This window comes from Janthinobacterium sp. Bl 1 (genome assembly GCF_058215535.1).
In genome coordinates this window covers 561,809-587,145 of the sequence record NZ_CM177086.1, presented here as the reverse complement: position 1 = coordinate 587,145, position 25,337 = coordinate 561,809, and the positions used below count along the sequence as shown (strand labels likewise).

Genomic DNA, 25,337 nt, shown 5'->3' with positions numbered 1-25,337 from the left:
CACAGTTCGCTGCATCGGTAGGGCTTATCGGGGTGGCAGTTGAACAAGTTATGTCCGCTATCCTTGTGCAAGTGCTGGGCGAAGATGCTTTGATGTCGAGCCGGACCCAGTTCAAGTCTGCGCGCGAAGTGCTTCAAGACCTTCGAACGCTACTGATAGCCCCTCCTCCGCGAGCATCATTCTTGACTTACGGACTTCCAGACGCTGCTGCTCACCGACAAGAACTCCACAGAGCCACAGAAGGTTTCACGCTCATCATTGGCGAGCGTGCGGCAGGCCTACATGCCGGTCAAGGCCCATCGCGTGCCGTCGCCATGGTGCAAGCACAGAAGGTACTAGCCTTCTACAACCTGTTAGCGCTTTCAAGCCGCGTTCGACCATACCTTGAACAACGTCCTCGTCTGCCAGAGAGCCGTCTTGATACCGATGTAATTGTCGATGACCTAGCACGTCGTTTCACTGAAGCTGAGACACTGGGGGAGCGAAGCGCCGCCCTGAGGTCCTTGTTTCTTGTGCTTCCGGAAGTCCCGGCGATAGCTCCCGATTGGTTGGACGCATTCGACCGGTCAGCAGTGGCACCAACGAACGATGACATCAACCTTTTACTTCAGACCCTCGAACGCGCAGCGCCAGTGCGCTTCCATCGGCTAAATGCTGGTGGCCAAGGCTTACCTGTCGTCGTGCGGCCCAATGATGCGAACGCGCTTCCAATAGCACCACACCACTTACGTCGAGCATTTGGTGACGTACTCGGACAGTTCGACGCTTATGTCGGCACGGCGAATGGGCGTATGAATGATGGACATCTAGAGATGCCACCTGAGAGCTTCCTGCTCGATTTGTGGGTCTTGGGACCCAATCAACTCTTCCAAGAGCTAAATCGCGAGAGGCTGACGGCGCATGACGCATGGCCATTAATTATGACCGCGCTATCCTCACCTCGGATCAATCGTCCATTCTGGTTTCTGGTCTCCATGGTGGATGACTTGGGGCAGCTTGTTGCTCAGTTGCGCCGAGCCTTCGCTATCGGCGGTGGCGGGCATCTTCGGCAACAGCAGGCCCCAACGCTGGAGGCGCTGGAGGCGCTGCGACGCACGCAAGTATTAGCGCCGGATAATCCAGTCGTTGCCACTGTGCGTAGAGCCTATGCCCAAGCCAACGCCCGTCGGGAAGCTATTGCTCCGGCCATTGAACGTAATCGTGGAACCGCTCGAGACGCTGGACCAGAAGCCGAGGCGGTCCTTCGTCGCGTGTCGGAGGGCGAGTTGGCTGTGGGGCAAGCGTTCGAAGCGGTTATGAGCCTACTTAATCAAGAAGCAAAGCGTTACTGGACTCGCCTTCTGGCTGAGTCCGCGTCGGATCCGGAGGACCGAGAGATGCTGGTCAGAATTCATCGCGACGACGACCTAGTGCCCGCCCAGTCCGCAGCCCGAAAGGCGATGAAACTCATCGACGCAGTCAGCTACGGACCTCAGGTGGAACTGGAGTAGGCATCTGGCGCTTCGAGTTGAAGTTAAACGAGTTGTAGAACCTTGTAAAAATTACACACCCAGCTTTCGCTATCCGTGAAACACCACATCGGGAGAAAATATGCTTTATGAGAGTGCGTTGGTTGGAGCGTTCAATTATCTGTGGGGCCATCGCGATGCGAGCGCTGGCAAACCGCCGTCTATCCCCATCCTGAGCAATGCTCAAAATCCGTTGGATCATCTCTTAGGAGATATGATTGGCAGAGTGGAAGGTCGTTACTTTCTGATCGAATTTAAGGGCGCCGCACACGGTTTTTTCGATGAGGTACATGCCAAGGGGGCAAAGGCGGCAAGAACTAACTTGTACCAGCATTTGAGGAAAGACTCCGAATGTCGAAAATTTGCGCGCTTCGGCCACTTTGGCGCTTGGTCAGACGGAACTCTCCGGTTCGCGCCCTATGCCCATGTCGTGGGACCCGGAAGCTACGCCAGTGCACAATATCATGAACTTGATTTCGCAAGTTTCGAGGCGGACTTCGAACAGTTCTACGCGCAGATCAATTGCGGCGACCTCACGCCATTTACACAGCACGATGTTCTGTACGCGAACGGTCTAGGTTTGCCAGCCGATGCAATGCTCGAATATTTCGAATGCATTCTGCAGCAGTTCCCTGGCGTGGTAGCCCCCTCGGAAGAGGCCAAGGCGATCTTTGGATTTTGGAGTCCAGTTACCGCTTCGATCGTCGCTGTTCCCACGAGTTTTGAAGGGCTATTGTGGTCGTTCGAAGAAGCTAAGCGCTTAACACAAAAGCAAGAAAAAACCTCCATCCGGCGCGACTACCGTCCATAGATTAGGTTATAAGCTTTCGACTTAGGGAGCGCGAGTGACGTTCTCGCGTGAGGCGACTTTCCTGTGCTTGTACAAGAGCGAAACGGTTGAATGTGGCTTATCAAAATGTGGATAGAGCTGGTTCAGCGATTCTTGAGAGAAACTATCCCAATAACAGCATTCTTAAAGACAAGAACACCCCTATAAGGCTATGTCTGGTTTGGGGCAAATCCAGCCTGTCGTAGGGCACGCTGGATTTTCCATCTGGCAACCTACTATGCTGGTCCGAACGGCCGGGTTCGGCCAGAAGCAATCATTCCCAAGGAGCCTAAAATGCTTGGAGATATAGAGTGGCGCGCTCTTGCCGAGCAGTATTTGCTTCTGTTATCACAACAGTGGAGAGAAGAGCTAGCATAAGCAGCAGCAAAAGAATATCGCGAGCCGGATTGCGTCTGGTGGCTTCGGTGACGCGGAGTAAATGCTGATACTAGCCAGGCTTTTGAAAAGTGGCTTGTGCGATTGAACACTTCTGAACAGAATTGAAATTGGCTTTATTCAAAGTGAGAAGCAGTTGACCTCTTTTTCTAGTCCACCACTTCATTTTCCCCCATGCCCTCGGAAAAGCCCATAGTAGCAATTTAAAACAGTCACAGGGATGTACGGTCAACTCGCCGTAACGTCCACCTAGGAATGCTTGGACGGACATATACAACGCTGCAAGCGCCACCCACTACCCGACTAAACGCCCACAACGCGCAGTAATGCTGGCAAAGATACCGACTCGACACACGCCTGCTCAAGAATCCAAACTTCAATCTTCGCGTGCCAGACACGAAGCAGGTCAAGCGGCCGGCGAATGTAATTTTGCTCGCGCACCCCTTGCGGCGCGTGTCCTTGAATCTGCGCGGCGATGCCATTCGGCATTTCGATCCACTCGCTTAATGTGGCAAATGAGCGTCGCAGGCCATGTAGGGTAAGCTGCGGCAAATTTGCCACCGCGACGGCCTCGTTATGCGCGATTCGCGGCTCTGCGATATGTCCTGATGCGGAGGCTGGACTGGAGAAAACAAAGGCATTCCTGCGCGGCAGGTTGGCCAGGAGCTGAGCAACGAAAGGAGTCAGCGGGACCATCCGAAAATCCTCGACCTTGTCGGACAGTTTGATACTGCCCCACTGGAAATTCACGTCCGCCCACTTCAGTGCCGCGAGCTCCTCGCGCCTGGCGCCGGTGAGCAGCAGAACTTGCAGATAGGCGGCAATTACCGGGTTTCCGATCTTGCGCACTGCGCTGAACCATGACTCCAGCATCTCGCGTTGGAGAACGTCATGGCGCCGCTTCTCTTTACCCAGGCTCTCGCGCACTCGCGCGCTCTTTGTCGGATTTGAAATAGCCCCTTGATTCACCAGACACAGCCTATGCGTTATTCTTACGGATAGGAATAGGACTGTGCATATGACTAGGAACAAGCAAACAATCGAGGTGGTGACGGTGGGCCAGGAGCGCCGCAGGCGCTGGTCTGCCGAGGAAAAAGCGGCGCTGGTGCGCGAGACTTACGAGCCAGGCATGAACGTGTCGCTGGTCGCTCGCAAGCACGGCGTCGGTGCAAGCCAGTTGTTCAACTGGCGTAAGCTCGAACGGGAAGGCGCGCTAACGGCGGTCACTGCTGGCGAATCGGTGGTACCAGCGAGCGAACTGGCCGCTGCACGCGCGCAGATAGCCCAGTTGCAGCGCATGCTCGGCAAGAAGACGATGGAGGCGGAAATCCTGAAGGAGGCCGTCGAGTTTGCTCGCGAAAAAAAGTGGATTGCGCGCTCGCCCTTGTCGGGCAAGGACGACCAGTGAAGCCGGTCTGCTCTGCCCTTGGCGTAGCGCGCTCACACGTAGCCCAGTTGCTGGTTCGTCCCGCGGACTGGATCGACGGGCGTACCACTCAGACGTTCCACCAACCTACCGACGCCATCCTGGTCGACGCCGTGCGCGCCGAGATTACAGCGCTGCCGACCTATGGCTACCGCCGGGCTGGCGCTCTGGTCAACCGCACGCGCGCCTTGATGGGCTTGCCAGCAATCAATCACAAGCGGTTTTATCGCGTGATGAAGGCGAACAGTCTGCTGCTACCCAAGGCGCCGAAACGCCCAGTGAGCAGCCGCGTGCACAATGGCGCGGTGGCGGTGGACGAACCCAATCAGCGCTGGTGCTCGGACGGCTTCGAGATCGCCTGCGACAACGGCGAAGTGGTGACCGGTGTGTTCATGAAGGATTGCTGTGACCGAGAAATCATTGCCTGGCGTGCGTGGGCCGAACGTGGCCTGCCTGGCGAGCCCGTGCGCGACATGCTGGTGGAAGCGGTCGAGACAAGATTCGGCCAGGCCAGCGTCGGCTCGACCCGGCTGGAATTCTTGAGCGACAACGGCGGCGCCTATCGAGCCCATGAAACGCACGCGCTGGTGCGCGCACTTGGGATTGAACCGGTGCATACACCGGTATGCAGCCCGCAGTCGAACGGCATGGCCGAGAGCTTCGTGAACACGTTTAAACGGGACTACGTGAACTTGATGGACCGCAGCAGCGCAGAAATCGTTCTGGCTCAACTGCCAGACGCCTTTATGCACTTCAACGAGGTCCATCCGCATTCGTCGCTGAAATGGAAATCGCCTCGCATGTTCAGGAGGGAGCTGGCGCGCCGGGCTCAGGAAAGCGGCGCTAACTAAACGATTGGCTGTGTCTGGTTATATTGGGGCAAGATCAGATTGCTAGTGACTATGCTCGAATACGTCTTGTGCGAAGCGCACCAGTTCATGAAGGCCTTGAGCAGTCGCCATGCCAGCCGTGCGCTGGATGGACGGGTCTTTGCTTCCTCTCGCGCCCAGGCTTCAACGCGCTCGTTTGTCAGATCGATGAGGCGGAGCGAGGACAAGGACCAGAGCGGACCGGCTTTCGTCAGCGCCGGACTGCGTTTCCGAGGCTGGCCGCCATCCTGAATGATCTTTCGATGCGCGGCAATATGATGTTCTGACCAGCCTGCTTCTCGCGTGGCAATGCGATCGGCAATGTATTCAGGCCAGACGCGGCCCAGGGTCACGGACTCCCGCAGCTGCTTTTCCTGTTCAGCCACAACGGCAGCTTCCTGCATTGCGCGCGCGTCGCGCTCTGCAGCAAGCGCATCTTCCCGCACCTTTCGTGGATCCTGCCCGTTATCGAGCAGGACCTTGAGGCGCCGTGCTTCGGCCTGGGCCTTGGCAATGTCCCATGTACGAGGATCACCGATCGTCAGCCGGATGGTGGCGCCGTCCAGCTTACCCTGAAAAATATAGGACTTTGCGCCCTTCGAAGTCACCCGCAAACCGAGGCCTGGTGAAGCGGTATCCCAAAGGAATGACTGACTTTTTCCCACCTCACAGGCGAACTCCTCTACCCTACCCGCCGCGAACTTTATTTTTTTCACTATTACCTCAAAAAGACGTGCTGTGTAACCGCCATGTAACCCAAATGGTAGCATAACGATCAACAGTCATCTGCATAAAATAAAAATGAAAATCACGTAAGCTTTTGATTTATAAGAATATCCTTGAAATTTTCAACAACCTTCAACATTCCTGAATACCGACTTGCGATGATTTGTAATCATCAGGTGGCCAGTTCGAAACCGGCAGTCGGCACCAAGAACATGTTTTACCCTGTATCATGCAGTCTCAAAGCCCGCTCGCCTTAGGTGACGCGGGTTTTTTGTTGTTTCACGCCAAGTTATGCCATAACATAAGATACCAACAAAAAGATGGGATTTATGTTGGTATCAGCCGTTAGCGAAAATCAGCATATCAACAGAGGCGAAGCAATCGCATTAACCGATACGGCCATCCGGCTGGTGAAGCACAGCGGCGCACGCGCCGGCGACAAACTCAGCAACGGGGGTGGCATGTGCTTGCTGGTCACAGCGACGTCGAAGTGCTAGCGTATGAACTATAGATTCAACGGCAAGCAGAAGACCTTGGCCCTCGCTCACTCGCCCAAGCGCGGTCTCGTAGGGGTGAAGCACGCAAAATACTAGCACTAATCTTGCCCGTCGATCCCAGCCATCGAGCACCATTTGCGTACCAGTGGAGTCGGCAATGTCGGCTGGCGTCAGGTTCATCGCTAGCAAGCGGCCATCCGTGTCGACTGAGATATGGCGTTTGCGCCCGCTGAGTTTCTTGTTGGCGTCATAGCCTCGCGTTCGTGCCTCTGGCGCCTTCACGCTCTGGCTATCAACAATACCGGCACTCGGCAATACCTCCCGCTCATTGCACAAGCGATCAAGCATCAGAGCCAAGTCATGAAGGGTACGAAACAGCATGCGCCGCTCACATCCGGACCGTACCATGTAACGCAGCGCATCGATCACCGTGCGCAAATCTGTCTTGCGAGGTCTTCCCGTCTTCGCTTGCTTTGGCAACAGCGGTGCGCTCCAGAACATCAAAGATGCTTTGACCCGAAAGTTGCTATGAAATTTTTAAACCGTCACTGAGAAGTCACTGGACATGTGAATTGCAGATTATATGTAGCGATGGCGATCCCCTCTGGCATAGGATAACTGATCCGCAGTCAGACACGGCTCAATCAACGGACGTTACACTGCGTGATGCCATCCGTGGGGCGGCCGTTAATAACCCACTTTGAATATTTTCTCGCCACTTCGTAAGATATGTGCTCGTAGCAATGGCCCGTTCGATTCTATCTCGCAATGGGTGATAACCTGACCAGTAATCGTTTCCGTTCATTTCCCGGTCCCAGATATCCTCCCACCACGTAGATCGCCCTTTTCGGAGAAACAACCTTGGGTTGGTATTTCCTTCCACCAATAAAGACATATCTTCTCGCGTCAATTGGTGCCCGACGATACGAATCTCGAATCGCCCTGCACTGCGCCGTTTGTAAAGGAGCTCCAACGTAACGAAAAGCGACATCAAATCTGCCTCGCCAGAAGCACCAATCACCTCTGAGACATGAATGGGGGTATGATAAATTTGAAAGTGATCACGCTTGGATTCCTTCACAATATACAAACCGCCAACGTCATCCATTTCCCGAATCAAATGTAGCGCTTGCAATTGGTCTTCCTCATCTTTCCAATTCAACAATAGATCTGCAGCCTCGCCCGGATTCCTCGGCAGTTCTTCAAACTCAACTGAATAAATATGCCCATCTCCATGCTGCAACCATTTAGCTTCAACTCCGAATAATTCGGCAATATCCAATAGATTGGTGAATGTCGGAGCCTTCTTGCCAAGAAACCAATCTTCAACTTCTACTGTGTGATCTTGACCGAGCATCTGAGCAACGTGAGACGGACGAACTGCGTCATAACGATCCGCATTAACCTGTGCAAGAAGGCGATTCAATCGCGTAGGAATCTCACCCGGCAAAAACTCTTTGTATTGCTTGCTGCTAAACACCGTTCGAAGCGCATTCTCAAAGTCCCTTGCGAGCGAGTCCCGCGCTTTCGCTTTAACATCGTCACCCGCCCCTTCCGGGCAAAAATATGTAATTGGATTTCGTTGGTGACGTAGATCAAAAGGCATGTTTTCGCCACTTGGTTCGCCATATGCGGTGTTCATTACTCCAACAATGCGGCTATGCCCGAGAGCTTTAAGAGCCCATCCGTATTCGATTAAGACGTTCGGATTTGGCGTTGGACGACTGTCGCTTCTGGTCCCAACAAAGGTCAGATCGGGAACAAAGACAGCCGCAGCATCTATCTTTCTAAGGATTGTTTCCACAATGGGTGGGGATCCGGCCACATTTCTCGTGTCGCGATCGAGCTCCAATCTTGGACGATCTCGCTCAGGTTCGAACATGTTTATGTCTTTTGAGATTTTCGAAATGGCACGCTCGAGTGCTTTCTCGATGAGGCTTCGGCCGGTTCGCGACTCTCTGTCCGATTGCCACGAAAAAAAAATGGTTGTCTTCGTCATAGTTGAGCTGTTAATGATTGAAATTACCCCCAGCAAGGTACCGTACGACCGGTGTAGTTGCTCGGTCTCTAATGGTTTACTGTACTTTACCGAATGGTGAGCGGTTAGAGAGACGATAAAAATAATTCATACAGTCCGCCGGTAGCATATACCTCCGGCCGGTCGGCCATCTTTCGATCAACGATCCAAACAGCGATAGTTCCTCTCATCGCGGCGTATCCGACGCTATAGCGAATTTTTATGAGGTGGGCAATGTCACGCAAAGTCATCAGAATTTCCGAACTAGCCAGCACTCCTGCAACTGGCAATCGTCCGGCAAAACCAGGATTACTCCAGTCAGTCCAGTGACAATCTGGCGCTGGGTCAGAGAATCCAAGTTCCCAAAGCCTTTACCCGCTGTTCACCGGCACATCCGACGCTGCGCTCGCGCATGCAGGCCCCTGGTTGGTCGACGTGGCGGGAGCAGCGCCTTCTTTTCTTGAAGATCTGGCCGCACTGGAGCAAGAAGCACCTTCCGTTACCTGGCTGTTCGCCGTACAGGACCTCGGCGGCCTGGCGCAGTTGCTGCAACTACACCTGGAAACACGGCTACCGGATGGCCGCGCAGCGCTGCTTCGCTTTTGGGATCCGCGCGTGCTGGTGAAGCTGGCACAAATATTTGAGCCGGCACAGCGCGAGGCGATGTTTGGCCACATTCATGAATGGCACTTGCTGCTCGACGGCAAGCGGGCAATCATAGGGAGGCGCAATGCTGACGTTTAGCGAGGAGCAATGGCGTGCAGTGCAGACCGGCGACACCACAGATTTTGTCATCGCAGTAGCAGACCAATTCTTGGCCAAGCGGGCCGACATGGCAATCCAGCCAGGCCGCATGGTCGTGATCGAGCGCATGCTGGCTGCGTACACGTACGCCATTCGAATCGATTTCAGGTCCACGCCACATATCGTACATCTGATGTATCTGGCGGCCGACGCGCCTGGGATTCATGACGACCCGCTGGTTGATGCCTACCTGCGCAAGCCTGGCGCCACGCCGGAACAGAGGTTCGACGAACTGATCGCGGTGATGGATAAAAAACTGGAAGGAGAGCACTAATGGCTGCGCTACCGATATTGGTAATACCAGCAGTCGTGGAGAAAATTTTGTTAGCCTTGGGTGTCGCCGCCGCAGGTGCCGTGCTCACGGACGATGCATTGCGCAAACGCAAAAAAGAGGCAGAACAGGCAAAAGACGCCCGCGTCACCCCCCTCGCGCGTGCCGAGACGCGAAGCGATACCAAAGAAAGATGCCGGTGCCCGCCAGACAAGGGGACGCTGATGGCTGTTCCACACAGCATGTCGCCAGCCGCACGCGACTACCAAGCGCGGATTACCGGCTTCCTGATTGGCATGGAATGGGTGTTTGAAGGAAAGGACTTTGACGGCTTCCAATCCCGCTTGTGCTTGTTGCAGGAAGCAAAAGCCGATTATGACCAGTTTTTTAAAGCAAACGGTGAACTTAAATACGATTTTCAAAAAAGTATTTTCCAGAACATGGTATTAAAACAGGCCACCGCCCAGTCCAATATTGTCAAGGATAACCCACCAGCCTCGCTAATCTGGTACTTTCAAACGCCACTCGCGTATGAACACATGCTGCCCAATTTAAGTGCACTGGGTATTACTACTTATTACATTCCATAATATTATGATAATAAAATCTTTGTTCAAACGCGATGCAGCGAACCCAACCATTGCGTTCCGACCTTCCGTCCAAAAAATCGCGACAATTATCCGCTTCTTGCAAAAAACTGAGGCGTTTGGAAAGAATTGGTTTCTGTCGCAGGAGACAGAAGCAGAGTCGTTTCTTTATCCGGTTTTCGATGCCTCGGGAGAACTCACCACTGCAGCCGAAGCCGTACTCGAGGCCGAGTTCAAGGGTGAGAAATTCCGATATCTCAGTGCCTGGAATGGCGAGCTCGGAGACGGTGATGGCGCGAGTATTGCGCTCGGGTTCAGCGACAGTGACTGGCCCTCTCGGAGTCTGGAGATCAGCGATCACGGTCAAGCCGCGAAACGGCTCGGCATTGATGGCGTAAAAGAGCTACTGTCCATTATCGCGGATTCCCTACGGCCGGTATTGATTACGGTTGCACGTAATCAGTATTTTAGAAAACAAGTCTTCAAGGATCGCCCAGGTGTTGGCTGGATGTTGTACCTGCCGCGTGTACTGACGACCCAGCAAGTGCCAGAAGCCCGTGCCTTGGTACCCGTCATGGCGACGGGCGAGCAAGGTAAAGACCAGCAGATCGGCACCATCATCGTCAGCGTCACCGACGAGCCTTTTTCTGATGAAAATCCCGAGCACGTGAAGATCGCCAACGCCATTGAAATTCGCCTGGTCGATCAGGACTTGCTGCCTCGCTATGTCGATATTTGATAAAGGATAGCTCTCGGCATGCGCGGCGCATTGCTGCACCGCGCAATGACGTCCAGCACATTTAGGCGCAAGATGAGCATGTGCTTGCGCAAAGCAGGCTCCCGATGTCTGGCTTGCCTACCTGGGGGAATATCATGTCCGCACACACTTACAAGCTGATCGAACTGGTGGGAACGTCGACCGAGAGCAGCGATCAGGCGATACGCGATGCCATTGCCAAGGCGGCGCTGACGGTCAAGCATATGGACTGGTATGAAGTGACGGAATCGCGCGGCCATATCGTCGACGGCAAGGTGGCGCACTTTCAGGTTACGCTCAAGGTCGGCTTCCGGCTCGAATAAAGAGATCGAGTAAAGTAGGCGGCGCGTTCAGCGCCGCCCAGGTGCTCCCCGGCTCTCCAGCCATTCCCGGCCGCCGCTGTCGAGCGCAGTCTCTATGACCTTTTCCGGCAAGCTGTAGACGGTCGCCCAGCTGGCGCGGCCATCCTGCGTGTTGGCGGGAAAACTGTGCGTCTCGATCGGCCAGTGATATTTGCGTTTCAGCGCTTTCACGATGGCGGCCAGCGAGACGCGGCCTTGCAGCGGTTCGGCGCCGGACTGGTCACGGTTCGACAGCAGCACGGCCAGGACCTGGCCGCGGCCCGTGCGTGCGCCGGGGAAGGTGGGGGTTTTGTTTGCCATGGCCTATTTTACCGGGCAATTATCGGCGCGAGGCGATGTGCCGCACCTTTGATCTGGCGCAAACACCGCAGCGGCTTTGCGGCCACGATGGACGTTTCGACAGGGTGCCAGTGCCCCTCTGGCAGCCTGGTCCTGCCATCACGGGGCACAGGAGCCTATCATGCACAGCCTGAACATCCACGCCATGCAATGGCAGCCCGTCGCCGATATTTCCGCCGTCAATCCGCTGCTACCCGACGACCTGGCCTGCTTTCGCGAACTGCGCGACGTGCTGCAACGCTACGGCGCGCTTGACCGCTTCGGCATTTCCCTGATCCACCGCCATTTCGACATCGCCGACGACGAGGAGCTGATGGAGTACACGGATGCGGAAACACGCACCTTGACGGTAAAGCCTGTCAAGAAAAGCGACATCGACTGGCAGCACACGACGATTACCAACTGGAAACTGGCGGAAGGCGAGGAAGTGGCGCGCATCGGTTGCGGCTGCGCGCGCAATTCGGGTGGCCACCTCGGCTATCACCGGGGCACCTGAAAACGGCGTCGGCCTTTCTTACACTTTGCTTCCACCGGCTCAGTCGGCTTTGCGCAAGCCCTTGATTCAATATGCTTTTTTTGTGTGGCACGCAAGCTGCTTATCACTGTCTACGAGATGAATCCAGGCCGGTCATTCTGGATTCTTTCTCCCCCGGATTTTCCGAGACTGACTACGATAAGAGGCTGCGATGAACGTCGATCACACACGAAGCAAGACCCTGGGTTGGCTGGGCGCACTGGCGGCGGCAAGCTTGCTGGCCAGCGGTCAGGCGCAGGCCGGTGCGTACGGCCTGGCCGTCAATGAGTTGAACAATTTCCGCATCACCACCAGCGCCGGCGCGCTGTCGCTGGTCGGCGCCAACCGCAATGCCAGCGACAGCGCCTTCTTCGAAGGCGGCGTGGCCGTCAATCCGCGCGCCGTCAATACGGGGCCGGCCGCCAATGCCGACGTGCTGCAAGTGTGTTCGGGCAGCGGCTGCGGCGGCTTGCCGCAAAATAACTACGCGCCCAGCCCCAGTTCCACCCTGGAGTTCGCACGCGGCGACGCGCACGCATTCGGCAACATGCTCAATGGCGGCTCCACCGTACGCGCCGTTGCGGAAGCACAGCGCGACACAGTCGGCGCCGCCACGGCCACAGCTGGCGACACGCTCACCGGCTCCGTCAATCTGACCCTGTCGAGCGCCGGCTTCATCACCTTCAGCTTCATGGGACGGCGCGATCTGCGCACCAGCGTGACGACCATGGGTGACAAGTCGAGCGTATCGATCATGGATATCTTCAATATCTCATGCAATACTTCCAGTCCCGTGGGCTGCCTGTCGAATGCGAATGCCGATGGCGTGATCTTCCAGTTCGCGCCCGATGGCGACGCCAGCAATGGCAGCGACGTCAATGGCAACCATACGGTCGGCAGCCTCGATCCCTTCAGCCTGAACATGACGGCAGGCACCAACGACCCGGCCACCTCGCGCGCCTTTGCGAATGGTTTTGCGATGTTTTCCCTGACCTCGAATTTCGCCTTGCCCGCTGGCAGCTACACCTTGAACTTTTCCAAGTCCACGCGCACCGATATCGTCGTCATCGAGCCCCTGCAAGTACCGGAGCCAGGCACCCTCTTCCTGCTGGGCATGGGACTGGCGGCCCTGGCTTTTACGCGCCGCCGCCAGCCGAAATAATCCGCAGCATGAAAAACACGCGGCGCCAGTAAAAGGCGCCGCGTTTTTTTATGCCGACAACGATGTTTTAACCGAGCCGTGCCAGCGCCCGGCGCGCCAGTTGCAATTGCTGCAGATAATAGCGGTGCAGCATGGCGGGGTCGCTCAGGTCGCGCCCCAGTACCAGGCGCAGTTCGCTGGTGGGGCAGTCGGCGGCCTGGGTCTGTACCTGGGCGCCCAGCTGGCGTGCCAGCTGGCGCGCCGCCTGCTCTTGCGCGGGCCGGTATTCGACGCGCGTGCGCGCCACCTGGAAGCTGGTTTCATTGGCCAGGCGCACCACCTGCACGGGCGCACCGGCCAGACTGCGCGCCAGCGCGGCGGCCAAGCCAGGCACGCCGTTGCCGTTGACAATTTCCAGGCGCGGATGCGGCGCTCCGGCTGCCGGTGCCGGCGCCACAGACACCGACGCGGCAGCGGGCACGCTGCGCACGACGGCCGACGGCACGCGCCGCAGGCGGGCCAAGCCATCGCTCTGCGTGATCTCCACGCGCGCCATGGCGGGCGCATCCGGCACAGGCTCGGGCGCAAGCTTCGGCGACACCTCGGCGCGCAACAAGGCCATGTCGCGCCGCACATCGTGTTCCTGCAAGCTGCTCGCCTGGCGCCGCATGACGGCCGCGCGCTCGTGCTGCCCCAGCCGTTCGAGCACCTGCGCCAGATGCCGCCAGGCCAGCGCATTGAGCGGGTCGAGCAGACAGGCCTGTTCCAGCGCAGTCAACGCTTGCGCATCGCGCCCGCTCAAATAATAGGCATGGCCGAGATTGCTGAACAGATAGGCCTGCCGCGGCTGCGGCATGCCCGCCTCCTGCGTCAAGGCCAGCCAATGGGCGATCGCCGCGTTGTGTTCACCGCGCTGCGCATGCAGCACGGCCAGGCCGTTGCGCGCGTTCACGTGGCGCGGCGCATGGCGCAGGGCTTGTTCATAAGCCGCTTGCGCCGCAGGAAAGTCGCCCCGCTCGAAATGCTGGCGTCCCGCCGCATAGGCGCCATCGGCGTCGGGCCACGCCGCCACCGGCACATGGGCCAACTGCGTGGTACAGGCGGCCAGGCCCAGGCAGGCGCAGGCGGCGGCCAGGCGGGAAATCGTCAAGCGCATGGTAGTTCCTTTCAGCGGCTGGCCATGGCCGGCACGAGCACGCGATAGACTTCGATCACGGCCGGCCCCATGAGCACCAGCATCAGGGTGGGAAAGACGCAAAAGATCAGCGGGAACAGCAGTTTCAGGGCGATCTTCGCTGCCGCCTCCTCGGCCAGCAGGCTGCGCTTGCCGCGCAGGTTTTCCGAATGCACGCGCAGCGAATCGCCCATGCTGGTGCCGAAACGTTCCGATTGGATCAGCATGGCGACCAGGGTGTCGACGTCTTCCACGCCGCTGCGCAGGGCCAGGTTGCGCAGCGCCTTTTCCTTGGAAAAGCCGGCGCGCATCTCCATCAGCACCAACTGCAATTCCTGCGCCAGCACCACGCTCTTGATGTGGATTTCGCCCGATACCTTCACCAGCGCGCGCTCCAGGCTCAGGCCCGCTTCCACGCAGACGGTCAGCAAGTCGAGCGCGTCGGGGATGTTTTCAAAGATGTCGCGCTGGCGCCGCTTGGCCGTGCTAGCCAGCACCAGGTTGGGCAGGTAATAGCCGATGGTGGCGCTGACGCACAGCAGCAACAGCAGCACGCTGCGCAGCTGCGCCGCCATGGCGCTGGCCGCATACAAACCCAGCACGGTGGGAAACAGCAGGGCCAGCACGGATTTCGCCGCGAAGTACAGGGCCGGCGCGCTGGCTTGCCGCCAGCCCGCGTTCATGAAACGCGTACGCAGCGGCGAACGTTCCCAGCCCTCTTCCGGCAGCGACAACTTGCTGAAAGGCTGCGCCACGCGCGCCACCCTCTCCACCCAGCCATTTTCCACCACCGCCTCGCTGGCGGCCGGCGCCGTGGCGCCAAACAGGCGCTGGCGCAAAGTGCCAGGAAAAAAGATCACCCACGCCAGCAGGGCCAGCGCCACCACCACGGCAAAGACGATCACGAGAAACAGCAGTTGTGCACCGCTCATAGCACCTCCTGTTTTAGATGCGGATGCGGATCACGTTGCGCATCCACACGACGCCCAGCGCCACCATGCCGGCCGCGTACCACAGCAGTTTGATGCCGCTGGGATCGGTCCACAGCAGGCGGATGTATTGCGGGTTGACCAGGGCCATGACGCCGATCATCACCACCGGCATCAGTCCCAGCACCCAGGCCGACATGCGTCCCTCGGCCGACAGCACGCGCACCTGCCCCAGCAGCTTCAAACGGGCGCGGATGATGCGCGCGATGCTGACCAGCACTTCGGCCAAATTCCCCCCCGATTCGCGCTGCACCAGCACGGCGATGACGAGGTAGCGCAAGTCCGTCAGCGGAATGCGCGCGGCCAGGTTTTGCAGCGCCTCGTTCATCGGCACGCCGTAATTGATCTCTTCGTGCGCCATCTTGAATTCGCCGCTGATCGGCTCATTGAGTTCATCGCCGACCATCTGCAGCACGTTCGAAAACGAGTGGCCTGCGCGCAGCGCGCGGGCCAGGAAATCGGCCGCTTCCGGCAGTTGCGCCTCGATCTTTTTCAGCCGCGCCGCGCGCGCGCGCAACACGCACAAACACGGTGCGCTCGCGGCGCAGGACAACAGCAGCACGGCGCCGGGCATGGGCATCGACCAGGCCGCCAGCAGCAGCAAGGCCGCCAGCAGCAAGGCGCCCGTGCCGCCGAGAAATTGCGCCACCGACCAGGACAAGCCCGATTGCAGCAGCAAATGGTCGAGCTTTGCGGCCTGCGGCGTGCGTCGCAGCAAACGCTCCAGCCCGGGCGAACGCGCATAGCGGCGCTGCTTGAGGATGGAGACCCGCTCGCCGCCCCCCTCGCCGCGCGCCGCCATCAGCCGCAAGCGCCGGTTGATGCGCCGCGCCGCGCTGCCATGCGTGCCCGACCACCACAGCCAAACGCCTTCCACCATCAGGATGCAGGCGGCGAACAGCAGCACGGCAAAGCCGTAGAAGACGAGGTCCATGGTTCCCTCCTTACTCGTAGATGCGGTCGGGGTCGAACACGCTGTCGGGCACCGGTGCGCCGAACATGCGCAGGCGTTCCGTAAAACGGGGCCGCACGCCTGTGGCGCAGAAGTGGCCCTGCACCTTGCCATCGGCATCGACACCCGTCTGCTCGAAGCGGAAGATTTCATGCATGGCGATGATGTCGCCTTCCATGCCAGTGACTTCCTGCAGGCTGACCAGCTTGCGCGCGCCGTCCGTCAGGCGCGACACTTGCATCACCACCGTCACGGCCGAACAGATCTGCTGGCGCGTGGCGCGCGGCGTCAGGTTCACATTGGCCATGCCGACCATGTTTTCCAGCCGCGCCAGCGCGTCGCGCGCCGTGTTCGAGTGGATGGTCGCCAGCGAGCCCTCATGGCCCGTGTTCATCGCCTGCAGCATGTCGAGCGCCTCGGCGCCGCGCACCTCGCCCAGGATGATGCGGTCGGGCCGCATGCGCAGCGCATTGCGCACCAGCGCGCGCTGGCTCACTTCGCCCTTGCCCTCGATATTCGGCGGGCGCGTTTCCAGGCGCACCACGTGCGGCTGGCGCAGCGCCAGTTCGGCCGCATCCTCGATGGTGACGATGCGCTCGCTGCCGGGAATGAAGCCGGACAGCACGTTGAGCAGGGTCGTCTTGCCGCTGCCCGTGCCGCCCGAAATCAGGATGTTGACCTTGGCCTGGCCCAGCGCCTGCAGCACCTGCACCATGGGCGGCGTCAGGCTTTTGTAGTCGAGCAGGTTGGCGATGGTGAGCGGCTGCACGGCAAAGCGCCGGATCGACAGGATCGGTCCATCGACGGCCAGCGGCGGAATGATGGCATTCACGCGCGAGCCGTCGGGCAGGCGCGCGTCGACCATCGGGCTCGATTCATCGACGCGCCGCCCCACGCGCGAGACGATCTTTTCGATGATCTTCATCAGGTGCGCATTGTCGTGGAAGGTCACGTCCGTCAACTGCAGCCGCCCGCCCCGCTCCACATACACCTTGTCGCAGGTATTGACGAGGATGTCGGACACGCTGGCATCGGCCAGCAAGGGTTCGAGCGGGCCAAAACCCAGCATCTCGTGCTGGATGTCGAGCACCAGGCTATGGCGCTCATGCTGGTTCAGCACGATGCGTTCTTCCTCGATCACGCGCTGCACCAGCAGCGCCAGCTCGTGCTTGAACTGCTCCGCCGTCAGGCGTTTTAACCGTTCCAGGTCGATACGGTCGAGTATCGTCTGGTGCATGGTTTTTTTCAGTTCCTGGTAGGCGTGCAGCGCCAGCGCGCCTTGTGCATTGGTGGCGGGGCGCACCGTTTCATTCGCCGCCAGGCGTTCGCGTAAAGTCATCTCGGCTCCCATGATGGCCCCCGGCGGGAGCCTTGACATCGTTCATCTGCTGCCGCGTCACGCCTCGCTGCGGCTGAACAGGCGGTCGAACAGGCCGCGGCTTTCCGTCACGCGGCGCGCAGTCACCAGCTCCACCAGTTCGGCCAGGCTGCGCGCCACGGCGCTGGTGCGCGACAGCTGCAGCAGCGGAATGCCCTGGTTGACGGAATCGGTGGCGGCGATGTAATCGTTGGGCACCGTGTGCACCACTTCCGCGCCCAGCGCCTGTTCCAGGTCGGCCAGGCGCAGGCGCCCGCCCTTCTCATAGCGGTTGACGATCAGGCGCAGGCGCTCGCCCGGATAGCCGAGCGAACGGAAAATGTCGAGCAGGCGGCGCCCGTCGCGGATGTCGGGCAAGGCCAGTTGCAGCACCGGATAGATGGCGTCGGCGTTGTCGAGCGCGCGCAGCGACAGCGCATCGATCTGGCGTCCCACGTCGAGCACGATGTAGTCGTAGTGCTGGCGCGCCACGGCCAGGATGCGGTCCATGTGCTCGGGCTGCATGTCGACCTTGTGCGACGGATCGTCGGCCGCCGCCAGCACACCGAAGTTCGGCGTCACGTGCACCAGGCACGAGGCGAGGAAGGCGCCATCCATGCGCGCGATCTGCGCGCAGATGTCGGACAGGGTCATGGCCGGCTTCTGGTCCGACACATACAAGGTGGCGTCGCCGAACTGGCCGTGCAGGTCGATCAGCAGCACCTTGCAGCCGGCCAGACTGGCCAGCGCGTAGGAAAAATTCGTCGACAAGAAGGTGGCGCCGCTGCCGCCCTTGCACGAGATGAAGGCGAGCACTTTACCGTCGCGCATCTGCGTCACGCCGGCCTGGATATCGACCCTGTCCATCGCCTCGTGAAAGGCCTTGTGCACCAGCGGCAGCTGCAGCACTTCACGCATGCCGGCGCGCATGGCGCGGATCAGCACATCCTGCTGCTGGCCGCGCGTGAGCAGCATCAGCACGGCCAGCGGATACTGGCGCGCCAGCCGCTCGAGCAGGTCGGCTTCATCGGCGTCGATGCCGCTGGCGTCGACGATCACCAGTTCCGGCGCTTCCGGCAGCATGCGCTCGACGGCGTCGCGCAGGCCGCTGCGCCGTTCCAGCAGACGCAACACGGGCATGCGGGCCGCCCCCTGCGCGGCAATTTCATCGTGCAAGCTGGTGTCGCGGCTAATCATCAAGGCTTTCATCGCACTTCCTCGCTTCTTTCAGGTCTACACATTCGGCTGCGCCGTCAAGTGGCGCTCAAGGACAAAAACCGGGATTGTCCGGATAGCCCAGCGACTCGGCCACCGCCATGGTGGCGCCGTTGGGCAGGCGCACGGCGCCTGCGCCGGAGGGAAACATCACGTTCAGCAGCGGCAGGATGGGCCGGTACGGCACGCTCTCGCAGCGCCCGCCGTCGCCAGGCACGCACAGTCGCGCGCGCACGAAACGGATGCAGCTGGCGCCATGCGGATCGTCCAGGCAATTGATGCGGTTGCGTTGCGGGCAGCCCGGCAATACCGTCACCGGCACGGCGGCCAGCGCGGCGGCGCCGCTCGACTGCGACAGATAATCGATGCGCACATACGCGTCGCTGATGCCGCCGCCCAGCGGCAGCACACCCGGCGCGGCGCGCAGCACGGCGTGCGTGCGCACGGCCTGCAGCGCACTTGCATTGCTGAAATCGGCGACGGCCGCGCCGCGCGCGGCACGCCGGGTAATCTCATGCACCATATTCCATAGATACACGGCGCGCGCCACTTCCAGCATGGCGAACAGGAAGAGCAGGAACAACAGCGCCAGCATGGCGAACTCGACGGCAAAAACACCGCCCTGGCGCTGCCGGCGGGGAGGCGGGTTAATTGACATAGCGTAATGTCGCGTTGGCGCGCAGCGGGATCGGCGCCAGTTGCGGCAGCCACTTGCGCGTCAGCTCGGGCAAGATATCGACGGGCATGTCCACGGACAACTTGATGCGCACCTGCAGCGGCGGCGTCGCATAAGTGCCGCAGCTGTAGGAATCGTCGGCATAGACACAGTCCACGCTGACCCTGGCGGCCTCCATGGTGGGCCAGCTTTCCGCCATCGCCTCGGTCACCATCTGCCGTGAAAATGCGACCGCCTGGGTCGCCGTGCCGATACCGGCCATCTGCGACAGCGGCATGGTTGCCATGTAGCGCGCCGCATCGTGCGTGCTTTTTTGCAGGGCCGTGTACACCAGCAGCGCGCGGCCGAACAGCAGCACGAAGGGCAGCAGCGCCATGAAAAACAGCAGGATCAGCGCCAGCTCGATGGCGGCGACACCATCCTGGCGGCGTGGCGCGCGGCAGCGCGGCCTCACTGCAGCAACTCCGCAGGGCCCACCAGCGCGCCCTCGGCCACCAAGCCGTCAAATTCGGCGCTCAACACGCCATTGCTGGCCGGCGCCGTCATGAAGAAGCGGCCGATGCCCCGCACCTGCGCCAGCACGTCGCTGCCGGCCGGCAGCGGACAGGCCAGCAGGGCAATATGCAGCAGGCGCCGCTGCGCCACGCCCGTATTGCCGGTCGGCGCCGTCTGGTACGCCAGCGTCTGGTACGGCGGCGTGGCGGGATAGCCGGACTTGGCGGCCGGCGCGGCGGGCTAGGCCGGATACAGCTTGGCCCAGTCGCTGGTGGCAAACGGCAGGTAGCCGCCGGCCGGCTTCACACTGCTGTATTTGACCGCCTTGGCAAACGACCACAACGGCCCGTAACTGCCAACGGCGGGCGGCGTCGCGTTCGATTCCGGATCGGCCACGGACAGCAGCGGATTGCCGGTGCTCAGGGCGCTCGGTGCGTCGGGCGTGTTCGTCATCCACCAGTTTGCGGCCGTATTCGGATAGGCGCGGATATTCGTGTCGGGCGGCGCCGTGACGGGATGACAGCCACTGCCAGCGTGCAAATTGAAGCGCGCGTTGAAGGCCGGCCACAAGGTGGCGGGAAACGGCCGGTGCACGTGCACTTGCGCGCTGCCGATGCGCGGGTACAGCACCGTGCCGCTGCACACGAACGGCAGCACGCTGGTCTCGCCGACCTGCAGCGACGAGCCCACCACACCGGGCTGGCCCAGCGGATTGAGCACGAAATGTTCGGCCGCCGGGCCGTGCGGATTGAGTTTCAACAGGTTATATGCCACGCCACGGCGAAAACCATATTCCAGCAGCTCGACGGCCGGCAGCAGCGCCGCATTCGTGCGCGCACTGGCCGCGCTGGCCGACAGCGCGCAGACGGCCAGCGGCGTCAGGTTCAAACTGGTACGCCCCGCCACGGCGCGCGCGCCCGTGTCCAGCGTGCGCAACGCCGGCGACCAGGCGCCCAGGAACGCCGTCGCCACCCGCCCCAGCGACGGGTCATTGGCCTGCGTATCGACACGCACGAACAGCGCCGTGGCCGCATCGGGCACGGCGCCCGCCGCATGCCATTCGCTGGCGGGCGCATCGGGCGCGCTGGCGAAGCGGATGCTGGCGTCCGACAGGATCGCGCCCTGCATGCGGCGCCGCCATGCGCTCTTGTCGGCCGCGCTGCTCTTGGCCTGCGTCACGGCAGCAAGCAAGCCTTCGGGCGTGCCCACCAGTTCGGCGGCCGCCGCCAGCGCCGCGTTGTCGGCCAGGTTCTGCAATTCCGTCTTGCGGCCGATGACCTGACCCACGTCGAGCGCCAGGCCGATAAAACCCAGCACCAGGATGAGCAGGATGGAAAAGGCGATCAGCATCGCCCCGCGCTGGCGCTGGCGTCTATTTGCCATTGCCGCCTCCCAGCATGAACTGCACCGGCTGCGGCGCCTGGCCGTTCGGTTCGACGAACGAGGCGCGGTAGCGCTGCATCACGGCGTGCGCGCTGGGGCCGTCCAGCCCGTCGGCAGGCTGGCGATTGCCCGCGCTGGCCGGATAACGGACCTGCTGCGCCATGGAAAGGCGCACGGCATTGCCGAAACGCGGGTCCAGCTGCGGCGTGCTGCTGTGCGCGCAGGCGGCCAGCTGCATGGCCAGGGTCAAGGCGGCCAGGCGCCGCAGCGGTATCAGGAACGAGTTCGGCATGGCGTATCTCCCCGTCTCATTTCAACTCGAAGCCGTTGGCCGCGCGCGGTGGCGGCACGGACGGCGGCGCCAGCGGCAAGGTACCCTCCATCTTGCCGCGCAACATCAAGTCCGTGCGCGAAGGCGGCGCCAGCTGCGCCGTCGGCAGTACGGCATCGGCCGGCAAGGGTTTGACCAAGTGCGCGGTAATGACGAACAGCAATTCCGTGCGGTCATGCTGGAAGTCCGTGCTGCGAAACAGCGCACCGAGGATGGGCAGCTCGCTGAGCCACGGCACGCCCGTGATGTTGCTTACCTGGTTGTTCTTGATTAAGCCGCCGATGGCGTAGCTCTGGCCGTCGTACAGCTGCACCGTGGTCGAGGCGCGCCGCGTGGTGATCACGGGCAAAATGGAGCGCCCGCTGACGCCGGCGGCGGAAATGCCCACCCCTTCGCGCGACAGTTCCGACACTTCCGGCGCCACCTTCAAATTGATGCGCCCGCCCGACAACACGGTGGGTGTAAAACGCAGGCCGACGCCATACTCGCGCTCTTCCAGGGTGATCTTGTTGTTGTCCTGGCCAACGGGAATGAAGATCTTGCCGCCCGCCAGAAAACTGCCCTCCTGCCCGCTGATCGCCATCACGGTCGGCTCGGCCAGAATGCGCACCAGGCCATCCTGTTTCTGCGCCTCGATGGTCAGCTGCTGGCCATTCGACTTGCGCACGTCGAGCAAGCCATTGGCCGTGCCGCTCAAGAAATTTGACAGCAAGGTGGTGGCCCAGCTGCCGGACGCGAAGCGCAAGGTGGCGCCCACTTCCAGCCGTTCCAGCAGCGACTTCGATACTTCGGCGATCTGCACGGCCAGCATCACCTGCTGCGGCGCGCTGACGTCGAGCATGTTGATGATGCGGCTGTTCGCCCCGCCAGCGCCGCCAGCGGGCGCCGTGGCCGCCACCGGCATGGCGGCGCCATCGGCAGGCTTGGGCAGCGCCAGCGGTGCGGTTGCGCGGCGCACATAGGCATGCGCCAGCTCGGTGGCGCGCAGCACGGCGCCCGCGTCCTGCACCGTGCCCGACAGCACCAGGGTGTCGGCCACGGCTGTCACGCGAATGGCTTTTTCTTCCGGCATCAGGGCCGCCAGGGTCGTTTGCAGGCCGGACGGATCCATGCTGACGCTGACGTTCACCACGCTGCACACGCCGCTCCTGCCCTGGATGATCATGTTCGTGCTGCCCACGTCGACGCCGACCACATATAAAGTGTCGGGCGCGACCAGCATGGCTTGCACCATGGCCGGATTGCCGACGCTGCGGGCCAGCACGGCCTCGGGCAGGCGCAGCATGCTCGACTTGCCCACCTGCAGCTGCAAGTTGCCGGGGGTCGCCGCTTCGCCGCCGCAGCGGGGGCCAGGTTCGGCTGCCGCGCCGGCAAGCGGCAACAGCAGGCAGCACAGTGTCAGCAGGGCGCGGTTCATGAGCGTGTCCATGGTTGGCTAAAAACATTCGCGCGACTGGCGCGTCCCATCGATGACGGTGTTGCACTGGCGCTGTGGTTCCGGCGGCGCCTTCGCCACGCGCACCGGACGCGGCGCCGCGGCCAGCACGGGGGCGGTGGCAGGCGCGGAAGCAGGCTCGGCTTCGTGCGGTCCGCCCAGCAAGGTCAGCTTGGTGGCGCCCGCCGTCACGCCCGGCTGCGGATCGACCTGGTTGCGCAGCACCAGCGACAGGCTGCCCACGCTGCGCGCCAGGTCCAGGTTTTCCGCCTGTTCCGGCGTCACTTCCAGGGTCACGGCATTGACCACGCGCGGCTTGGTCTCGTCGCGTCCCACTTCCTGCGCCACGGCCAGCACGAGAATGCGTTCGAGCACGATCTTGGAAATGTTGCGGCTTTGCGGAAACGCGCGGTCGCCGGCATCTTGCTGGGTACTGACGATGATGTCGACATAGTTGCCCGGCAAGGCGAAGCCGGCCACGCCGATCACATCGTTGACGCGCACGGTGATGGCGCGCCGCCCTTCCGTGATCAGGGCCGACAGGCCACCCAGGGTACCGACGGGCGCGAGCTTGGCCTCGCTCAGCGGCTCGCCGCGCAGCACGCTGGTTTTCAGCACCCGTCCGGCCAGTTTTGCCGGGTCTTGCAGCGCGCCTTGCGGCAAGCTTTCCGCCGGCCACTCGGCCAGGCGCAGCATCTCGGGTGTCAGGCGCTGGCCCAGGTTGACATCGCTGGAGGCAACGACGATCTTGCCCTTGCCGGCCGGCGTCTGGCGCAGCAGCCAGTGCGAGGCCAGCAGCACGGCCAGCAGACCCAGCACCACGGCCAGGGCCATCATCAAGAGGGCGCGCCGGTTTTTCATGCGATACGCTCGCACAGGCTGGCGGCCGGCACGTCGCAGCTGGCAAACAGGCTGCTCCAGGCCTGCTCCAGCGCGGTCACCGTCAGGCGCGCGTCGCAGCCGGCAAAGCCGGCGAAGTCGCCTATGCGCGCCAGCAATTCCTGCGGATAGCTGGCCAGCAAGGGCCGTCCCTGCGCGCCATGCAGCTGCAGCAGATGGTTCAGGACCAGCTCGTCGATGGCCATGCCGGCCAGTCGGCATTGCTGGCGGAACAGGGCGCGATAGGCGTTCTCGGCCAGCGGCCCCACCTGTACCTTGTAGCCGATGCGGCGCAGCAAGGCGGCGTCAAACAGCTCGCCCGGCGGGACATTCGTGGCCAGCACGAGGGCATTGTCGAAGGGCACGCTGATCTGCACGCCGCCGGGCAAAGCCAGCTGATCGCTGCCGCGCGCCAGCGGCTGCATCAGCCGCGTCAGCAGTTCTTGCGCACCCAGGCGCTGGCGCCCCAGGTCGTCGATGATCAGCATGCCGTTATTCGCCCGCACATGGGGCGGCGCCTGGTAGCAGCCGCCGCTGGGGTCATGGCGCAGCTCCAGCATGCCGGCGTCGAGCTCGGCGCCCACGTGGATCACGGGACGCTGGCACAGCACCCAGCGGATATCCGTGCTGCGCCGCTCCAGCGCCTGGCGCGCATGGCTGACGTGCTGCGGCACGGGCGGCAGGTGCTGGGCCGGATCGTACAACTGGATGATGTCCTGGCCGACGACGATGGCGTAGGGCACGGCGACGAGACCGTGCAGCAATTGGCCCAGCTGCAGCGCCAGGGTCGATTTGCCGCTGCCGGGCGGACCGTACAGCAGCAGCGAGCGTCCCGAATGCAGGGCCGCGCCGACCACGTCGAGCATGCCCGGCCCCGCATGGGCGCCACCGAGCACGGCGGCCAGGTCATCGCTGCCGACGCGCTGTTCCTGTGCCAGCCACGACTGGCGCGCCACCATGGCGCGGTACGCTTCCAGCGTGACGGGCGCGGCGCCGATATACGCGCAGCGTTCAAGGAAGGCGCTGGCGCGCTGCTTGCCGGCGCTCGTCAGCTGGTACTGCACATCGATATCGGATTCGCCGCGCCAGGCCACTTCGGCCATCTGCTCCGTCACCATGAAATCGAGCACTTCGCGCAAGACATTGATCGACAGGCGCAAGCGCGTCGTCAGCGCGGACAGGTGCGTCTTGCCGCCCACAAACATCAGCTTGGCGATCAGTTCGACGACGAGCGGCCGCTCAAGTCCCGTTTCACGCAAGCTCTTCGGCTGCGGCAGCAAGGGCGGCATCAGGTTCGCGTCGGCAGGGCGCGGAACGCTGTCGGTGCTCATGGAATAATCGACCTCGGTCATGCTGCGTCTCCCAGCCGGTTAGGACTGCATTGAACAGAATTCATTCTAGCGAGCGA

At 61.2% G+C, this 25,337-nt stretch carries 26 protein-coding genes and 2 pseudogenes; 10 read left to right on the top strand and 18 right to left on the bottom strand.

Annotated elements, in window-relative coordinates; genetic code table 11:
• Positions 1-314: 314 nt before the first annotated feature.
• Together AC4BCN_RS02640 and AC4BCN_RS02635 are read left to right on the top strand one after the other, a co-directional pair.
• Positions 315-1,490: a hypothetical protein gene (locus AC4BCN_RS02640; RefSeq protein WP_338680435.1), complete on the top strand. Its 1,176-nt coding sequence runs from the start codon at positions 315-317 to the stop codon at positions 1,488-1,490.
• 100 nt (positions 1,491-1,590) lie between these two features.
• Positions 1,591-2,319 carry a hypothetical protein gene (locus AC4BCN_RS02635; protein ID WP_338680434.1) on the top strand — a complete coding sequence of 243 codons (729 nt, stop codon included), beginning with the start codon at positions 1,591-1,593 and terminating at the stop codon, positions 2,317-2,319.
• A gap of 717 nt (positions 2,320-3,036) precedes the next feature.
• On the opposite strand, the gene AC4BCN_RS02630 is transcribed toward AC4BCN_RS02635, so the two are convergent.
• Positions 3,037-3,660: a tyrosine-type recombinase/integrase gene (locus tag AC4BCN_RS02630; RefSeq protein ID WP_338680433.1), complete on the bottom strand. Its 624-nt coding sequence runs from the start codon at positions 3,658-3,660 to the stop codon at positions 3,037-3,039.
• A 91-nt stretch (positions 3,661-3,751) separates the two neighbouring features.
• Between AC4BCN_RS02630 and AC4BCN_RS02625 the strand changes: the two genes are divergently transcribed.
• A protein-coding gene (locus AC4BCN_RS02625) for an IS3 family transposase (protein WP_338679941.1) occupies positions 3,752-5,010 on the top strand; the annotation gives its coding sequence in 2 pieces (ribosomal slippage) (positions 3,752-4,091 and positions 4,091-5,010; 1,260 coding nt in all).
• On the opposite strand, the gene AC4BCN_RS02620 is transcribed toward AC4BCN_RS02625, so the two are convergent.
• From AC4BCN_RS02620 to AC4BCN_RS02610, 3 genes and pseudogenes are all read right to left on the bottom strand, one after another.
• Positions 5,007-5,744 carry an Arm DNA-binding domain-containing protein gene (locus AC4BCN_RS02620; protein WP_338680432.1) on the bottom strand — a complete coding sequence of 246 codons (738 nt, stop codon included), beginning with the start codon at positions 5,742-5,744 and terminating at the stop codon, positions 5,007-5,009. The two genes, AC4BCN_RS02625 and AC4BCN_RS02620, sit on opposite strands and share 4 nt — an antisense overlap.
• 615 nt (positions 5,745-6,359) lie before the next feature.
• Positions 6,360-6,740 (bottom strand): annotated as a pseudogene (locus AC4BCN_RS02615) (transposase); the annotation flags it as partial.
• Between the two features lie 151 nt (positions 6,741-6,891).
• Positions 6,892-8,133: a hypothetical protein gene (locus tag AC4BCN_RS02610; protein WP_338680431.1), complete on the bottom strand. Its 1,242-nt coding sequence runs from the start codon at positions 8,131-8,133 to the stop codon at positions 6,892-6,894.
• A 510-nt stretch (positions 8,134-8,643) separates the two neighbouring features.
• Between AC4BCN_RS02610 and AC4BCN_RS02605 the strand changes: the two are divergent.
• From AC4BCN_RS02605 to AC4BCN_RS02585, 5 genes and pseudogenes are all read left to right on the top strand, one after another.
• Positions 8,644-9,012 (top strand): annotated as a pseudogene (locus AC4BCN_RS02605) (DUF4123 domain-containing protein); the annotation flags it as partial.
• Positions 8,999-9,346, top strand: coding sequence for a hypothetical protein (locus AC4BCN_RS02600; protein WP_072455830.1), 348 nt, complete (start codon positions 8,999-9,001; stop codon positions 9,344-9,346). The pseudogene AC4BCN_RS02605 and the gene AC4BCN_RS02600, both read left to right, overlap by 14 nt.
• Positions 9,346-9,933, top strand: a complete 588-nt coding sequence (locus tag AC4BCN_RS02595) for a Tox-REase-5 domain-containing protein (protein ID WP_072455832.1) — start codon at positions 9,346-9,348, stop codon at positions 9,931-9,933. The genes AC4BCN_RS02600 and AC4BCN_RS02595 overlap by 1 nt, the downstream gene beginning before the upstream one ends.
• A 19-nt stretch (positions 9,934-9,952) precedes the next feature.
• Positions 9,953-10,669 (top strand): immunity 52 family protein, encoded by a 717-nt coding sequence (locus AC4BCN_RS02590; RefSeq protein WP_338680430.1) that lies wholly within the window; start codon positions 9,953-9,955, stop codon positions 10,667-10,669.
• 134 nt (positions 10,670-10,803) lie between these two features.
• Entirely contained in the window at positions 10,804-11,010 is a 207-nt protein-coding gene (locus AC4BCN_RS02585) for a dodecin (protein WP_034753599.1), read from the top strand.
• A gap of 27 nt (positions 11,011-11,037) precedes the next feature.
• On the opposite strand, the gene AC4BCN_RS02580 is transcribed toward AC4BCN_RS02585, so the two are convergent.
• Entirely contained in the window at positions 11,038-11,349 is a 312-nt protein-coding gene (locus AC4BCN_RS02580; protein ID WP_456148240.1) for a hypothetical protein, read from the bottom strand.
• Positions 11,350-11,509: 160 nt separating this feature from the next.
• Here AC4BCN_RS02580 and AC4BCN_RS02575 point away from each other — a divergent pair, with 160 nt between their 5' ends.
• The gene (locus AC4BCN_RS02575; protein WP_128140996.1) at positions 11,510-11,884 is read left to right on the top strand and encodes a hypothetical protein; all 375 of its coding nucleotides are present in this window, start codon (positions 11,510-11,512) and stop codon (positions 11,882-11,884) included.
• Positions 11,885-12,074: 190 nt separating this feature from the next.
• Positions 12,075-13,064: an EDSAP-1 family PEP-CTERM protein gene (locus tag AC4BCN_RS02570; protein WP_490492514.1), complete on the top strand. Its 990-nt coding sequence runs from the start codon at positions 12,075-12,077 to the stop codon at positions 13,062-13,064.
• Between the two features lie 67 nt (positions 13,065-13,131).
• Here the strand turns inward: AC4BCN_RS02570 and AC4BCN_RS02565 are convergent, their stop codons facing one another.
• From AC4BCN_RS02565 to AC4BCN_RS02505, 13 genes are all read right to left on the bottom strand, one after another.
• Positions 13,132-14,199, bottom strand: coding sequence for a LytR C-terminal domain-containing protein (locus AC4BCN_RS02565; protein WP_490492513.1), 1,068 nt, complete (start codon positions 14,197-14,199; stop codon positions 13,132-13,134).
• Positions 14,200-14,210: 11 nt separating this feature from the next.
• On the bottom strand, positions 14,211-15,149 hold the full coding sequence (locus AC4BCN_RS02560; protein WP_072455840.1) for a type II secretion system F family protein: 939 nt from the start codon (positions 15,147-15,149) through the stop codon (positions 14,211-14,213).
• 13 nt (positions 15,150-15,162) lie between these two features.
• On the bottom strand, positions 15,163-16,140 hold the full coding sequence (locus AC4BCN_RS02555) for a type II secretion system F family protein (protein ID WP_490492512.1): 978 nt from the start codon (positions 16,138-16,140) through the stop codon (positions 15,163-15,165).
• A gap of 10 nt (positions 16,141-16,150) precedes the next feature.
• Positions 16,151-17,497 (bottom strand): TadA family conjugal transfer-associated ATPase, encoded by a 1,347-nt coding sequence (locus AC4BCN_RS02550; protein WP_436482303.1) that lies wholly within the window; start codon positions 17,495-17,497, stop codon positions 16,151-16,153.
• Positions 17,498-17,554: 57 nt separating this feature from the next.
• Positions 17,555-18,724, bottom strand: coding sequence for a CpaE/TadZ family protein (locus tag AC4BCN_RS02545; RefSeq protein WP_436482302.1), 1,170 nt, complete (start codon positions 18,722-18,724; stop codon positions 17,555-17,557).
• Positions 18,725-18,779: 55 nt separating this feature from the next.
• A complete protein-coding gene (locus tag AC4BCN_RS02540; protein WP_490492511.1) occupies positions 18,780-19,388 on the bottom strand; it encodes a TadE/TadG family type IV pilus assembly protein in 609 nt (202 codons plus the stop codon).
• Positions 19,378-19,860 (bottom strand): TadE/TadG family type IV pilus assembly protein, encoded by a 483-nt coding sequence (locus tag AC4BCN_RS02535; protein ID WP_490492510.1) that lies wholly within the window; start codon positions 19,858-19,860, stop codon positions 19,378-19,380. The genes AC4BCN_RS02540 and AC4BCN_RS02535 overlap by 11 nt, the downstream gene beginning before the upstream one ends.
• Positions 19,857-20,051, bottom strand: a complete 195-nt coding sequence (locus AC4BCN_RS02530; RefSeq protein ID WP_490492509.1) for a hypothetical protein — start codon at positions 20,049-20,051, stop codon at positions 19,857-19,859. Before AC4BCN_RS02530 ends, AC4BCN_RS02535 begins: the two co-directional genes overlap by 4 nt.
• Positions 20,052-20,141: 90 nt before the next feature.
• Entirely contained in the window at positions 20,142-21,284 is a 1,143-nt protein-coding gene (locus tag AC4BCN_RS02525) for a pilus assembly protein TadG-related protein (protein ID WP_490492508.1), read from the bottom strand.
• Positions 21,274-21,576 carry a hypothetical protein gene (locus AC4BCN_RS02520; protein ID WP_128140987.1) on the bottom strand — a complete coding sequence of 101 codons (303 nt, stop codon included), beginning with the start codon at positions 21,574-21,576 and terminating at the stop codon, positions 21,274-21,276. Before AC4BCN_RS02520 ends, AC4BCN_RS02525 begins: the two co-directional genes overlap by 11 nt.
• Before the next feature lie 16 nt (positions 21,577-21,592).
• Positions 21,593-23,032 (bottom strand): type II and III secretion system protein family protein, encoded by a 1,440-nt coding sequence (locus AC4BCN_RS02515; protein WP_490492507.1) that lies wholly within the window; start codon positions 23,030-23,032, stop codon positions 21,593-21,595.
• 18 nt (positions 23,033-23,050) lie between these two features.
• On the bottom strand, positions 23,051-23,911 hold the full coding sequence (gene cpaB / locus AC4BCN_RS02510) for a Flp pilus assembly protein CpaB (RefSeq protein ID WP_490492506.1): 861 nt from the start codon (positions 23,909-23,911) through the stop codon (positions 23,051-23,053).
• Positions 23,908-25,281, bottom strand: a complete 1,374-nt coding sequence (locus AC4BCN_RS02505; protein ID WP_490492505.1) for an ATP-binding protein — start codon at positions 25,279-25,281, stop codon at positions 23,908-23,910. The genes cpaB and AC4BCN_RS02505 overlap by 4 nt, the downstream gene beginning before the upstream one ends.
• Between the last annotated feature and the right edge of the window lie 56 nt (positions 25,282-25,337).

Coding starts and splice junctions, on each gene's coding strand:
- AC4BCN_RS02505 (WP_490492505.1), bottom strand. CDS start 25,281: ATGACCGAGGTCGATTATTCCATGAGCACCGACAGCGTTCCGCGCCCT.
- AC4BCN_RS02515 (WP_490492507.1), bottom strand. CDS start 23,032: ATGAACCGCGCCCTGCTGACACTGTGCTGCCTGCTGTTGCCGCTTGCC.
- AC4BCN_RS02595 (WP_072455832.1), top strand. CDS start 9,346: ATGGCTGCGCTACCGATATTGGTAATACCAGCAGTCGTGGAGAAAATT.
- AC4BCN_RS02600 (WP_072455830.1), top strand. CDS start 8,999: ATGCTGACGTTTAGCGAGGAGCAATGGCGTGCAGTGCAGACCGGCGAC.
- AC4BCN_RS02565 (WP_490492513.1), bottom strand. CDS start 14,199: ATGCGCTTGACGATTTCCCGCCTGGCCGCCGCCTGCGCCTGCCTGGGC.
- AC4BCN_RS02575 (WP_128140996.1), top strand. CDS start 11,510: ATGCACAGCCTGAACATCCACGCCATGCAATGGCAGCCCGTCGCCGAT.
- AC4BCN_RS02540 (WP_490492511.1), bottom strand. CDS start 19,388: ATGTCAATTAACCCGCCTCCCCGCCGGCAGCGCCAGGGCGGTGTTTTT.
- AC4BCN_RS02635 (WP_338680434.1), top strand. CDS start 1,591: ATGCTTTATGAGAGTGCGTTGGTTGGAGCGTTCAATTATCTGTGGGGC.
- AC4BCN_RS02525 (WP_490492508.1), bottom strand. CDS start 21,284: ATGGCAAATAGACGCCAGCGCCAGCGCGGGGCGATGCTGATCGCCTTT.
- AC4BCN_RS02580 (WP_456148240.1), bottom strand. CDS start 11,349: ATGGCAAACAAAACCCCCACCTTCCCCGGCGCACGCACGGGCCGCGGC.
- AC4BCN_RS02585 (WP_034753599.1), top strand. CDS start 10,804: ATGTCCGCACACACTTACAAGCTGATCGAACTGGTGGGAACGTCGACC.
- cpaB (WP_490492506.1), bottom strand. CDS start 23,911: ATGAAAAACCGGCGCGCCCTCTTGATGATGGCCCTGGCCGTGGTGCTG.
- AC4BCN_RS02550 (WP_436482303.1), bottom strand. CDS start 17,497: ATGACTTTACGCGAACGCCTGGCGGCGAATGAAACGGTGCGCCCCGCC.
- AC4BCN_RS02545 (WP_436482302.1), bottom strand. CDS start 18,724: ATGAAAGCCTTGATGATTAGCCGCGACACCAGCTTGCACGATGAAATT.
- AC4BCN_RS02520 (WP_128140987.1), bottom strand. CDS start 21,576: ATGCCGAACTCGTTCCTGATACCGCTGCGGCGCCTGGCCGCCTTGACC.
- AC4BCN_RS02640 (WP_338680435.1), top strand. CDS start 315: ATGGTGCAAGCACAGAAGGTACTAGCCTTCTACAACCTGTTAGCGCTT.
- AC4BCN_RS02555 (WP_490492512.1), bottom strand. CDS start 16,140: ATGGACCTCGTCTTCTACGGCTTTGCCGTGCTGCTGTTCGCCGCCTGC.
- AC4BCN_RS02570 (WP_490492514.1), top strand. CDS start 12,075: ATGAACGTCGATCACACACGAAGCAAGACCCTGGGTTGGCTGGGCGCA.
- AC4BCN_RS02560 (WP_072455840.1), bottom strand. CDS start 15,149: ATGAGCGGTGCACAACTGCTGTTTCTCGTGATCGTCTTTGCCGTGGTG.
- AC4BCN_RS02610 (WP_338680431.1), bottom strand. CDS start 8,133: ATGTTCGAACCTGAGCGAGATCGTCCAAGATTGGAGCTCGATCGCGAC.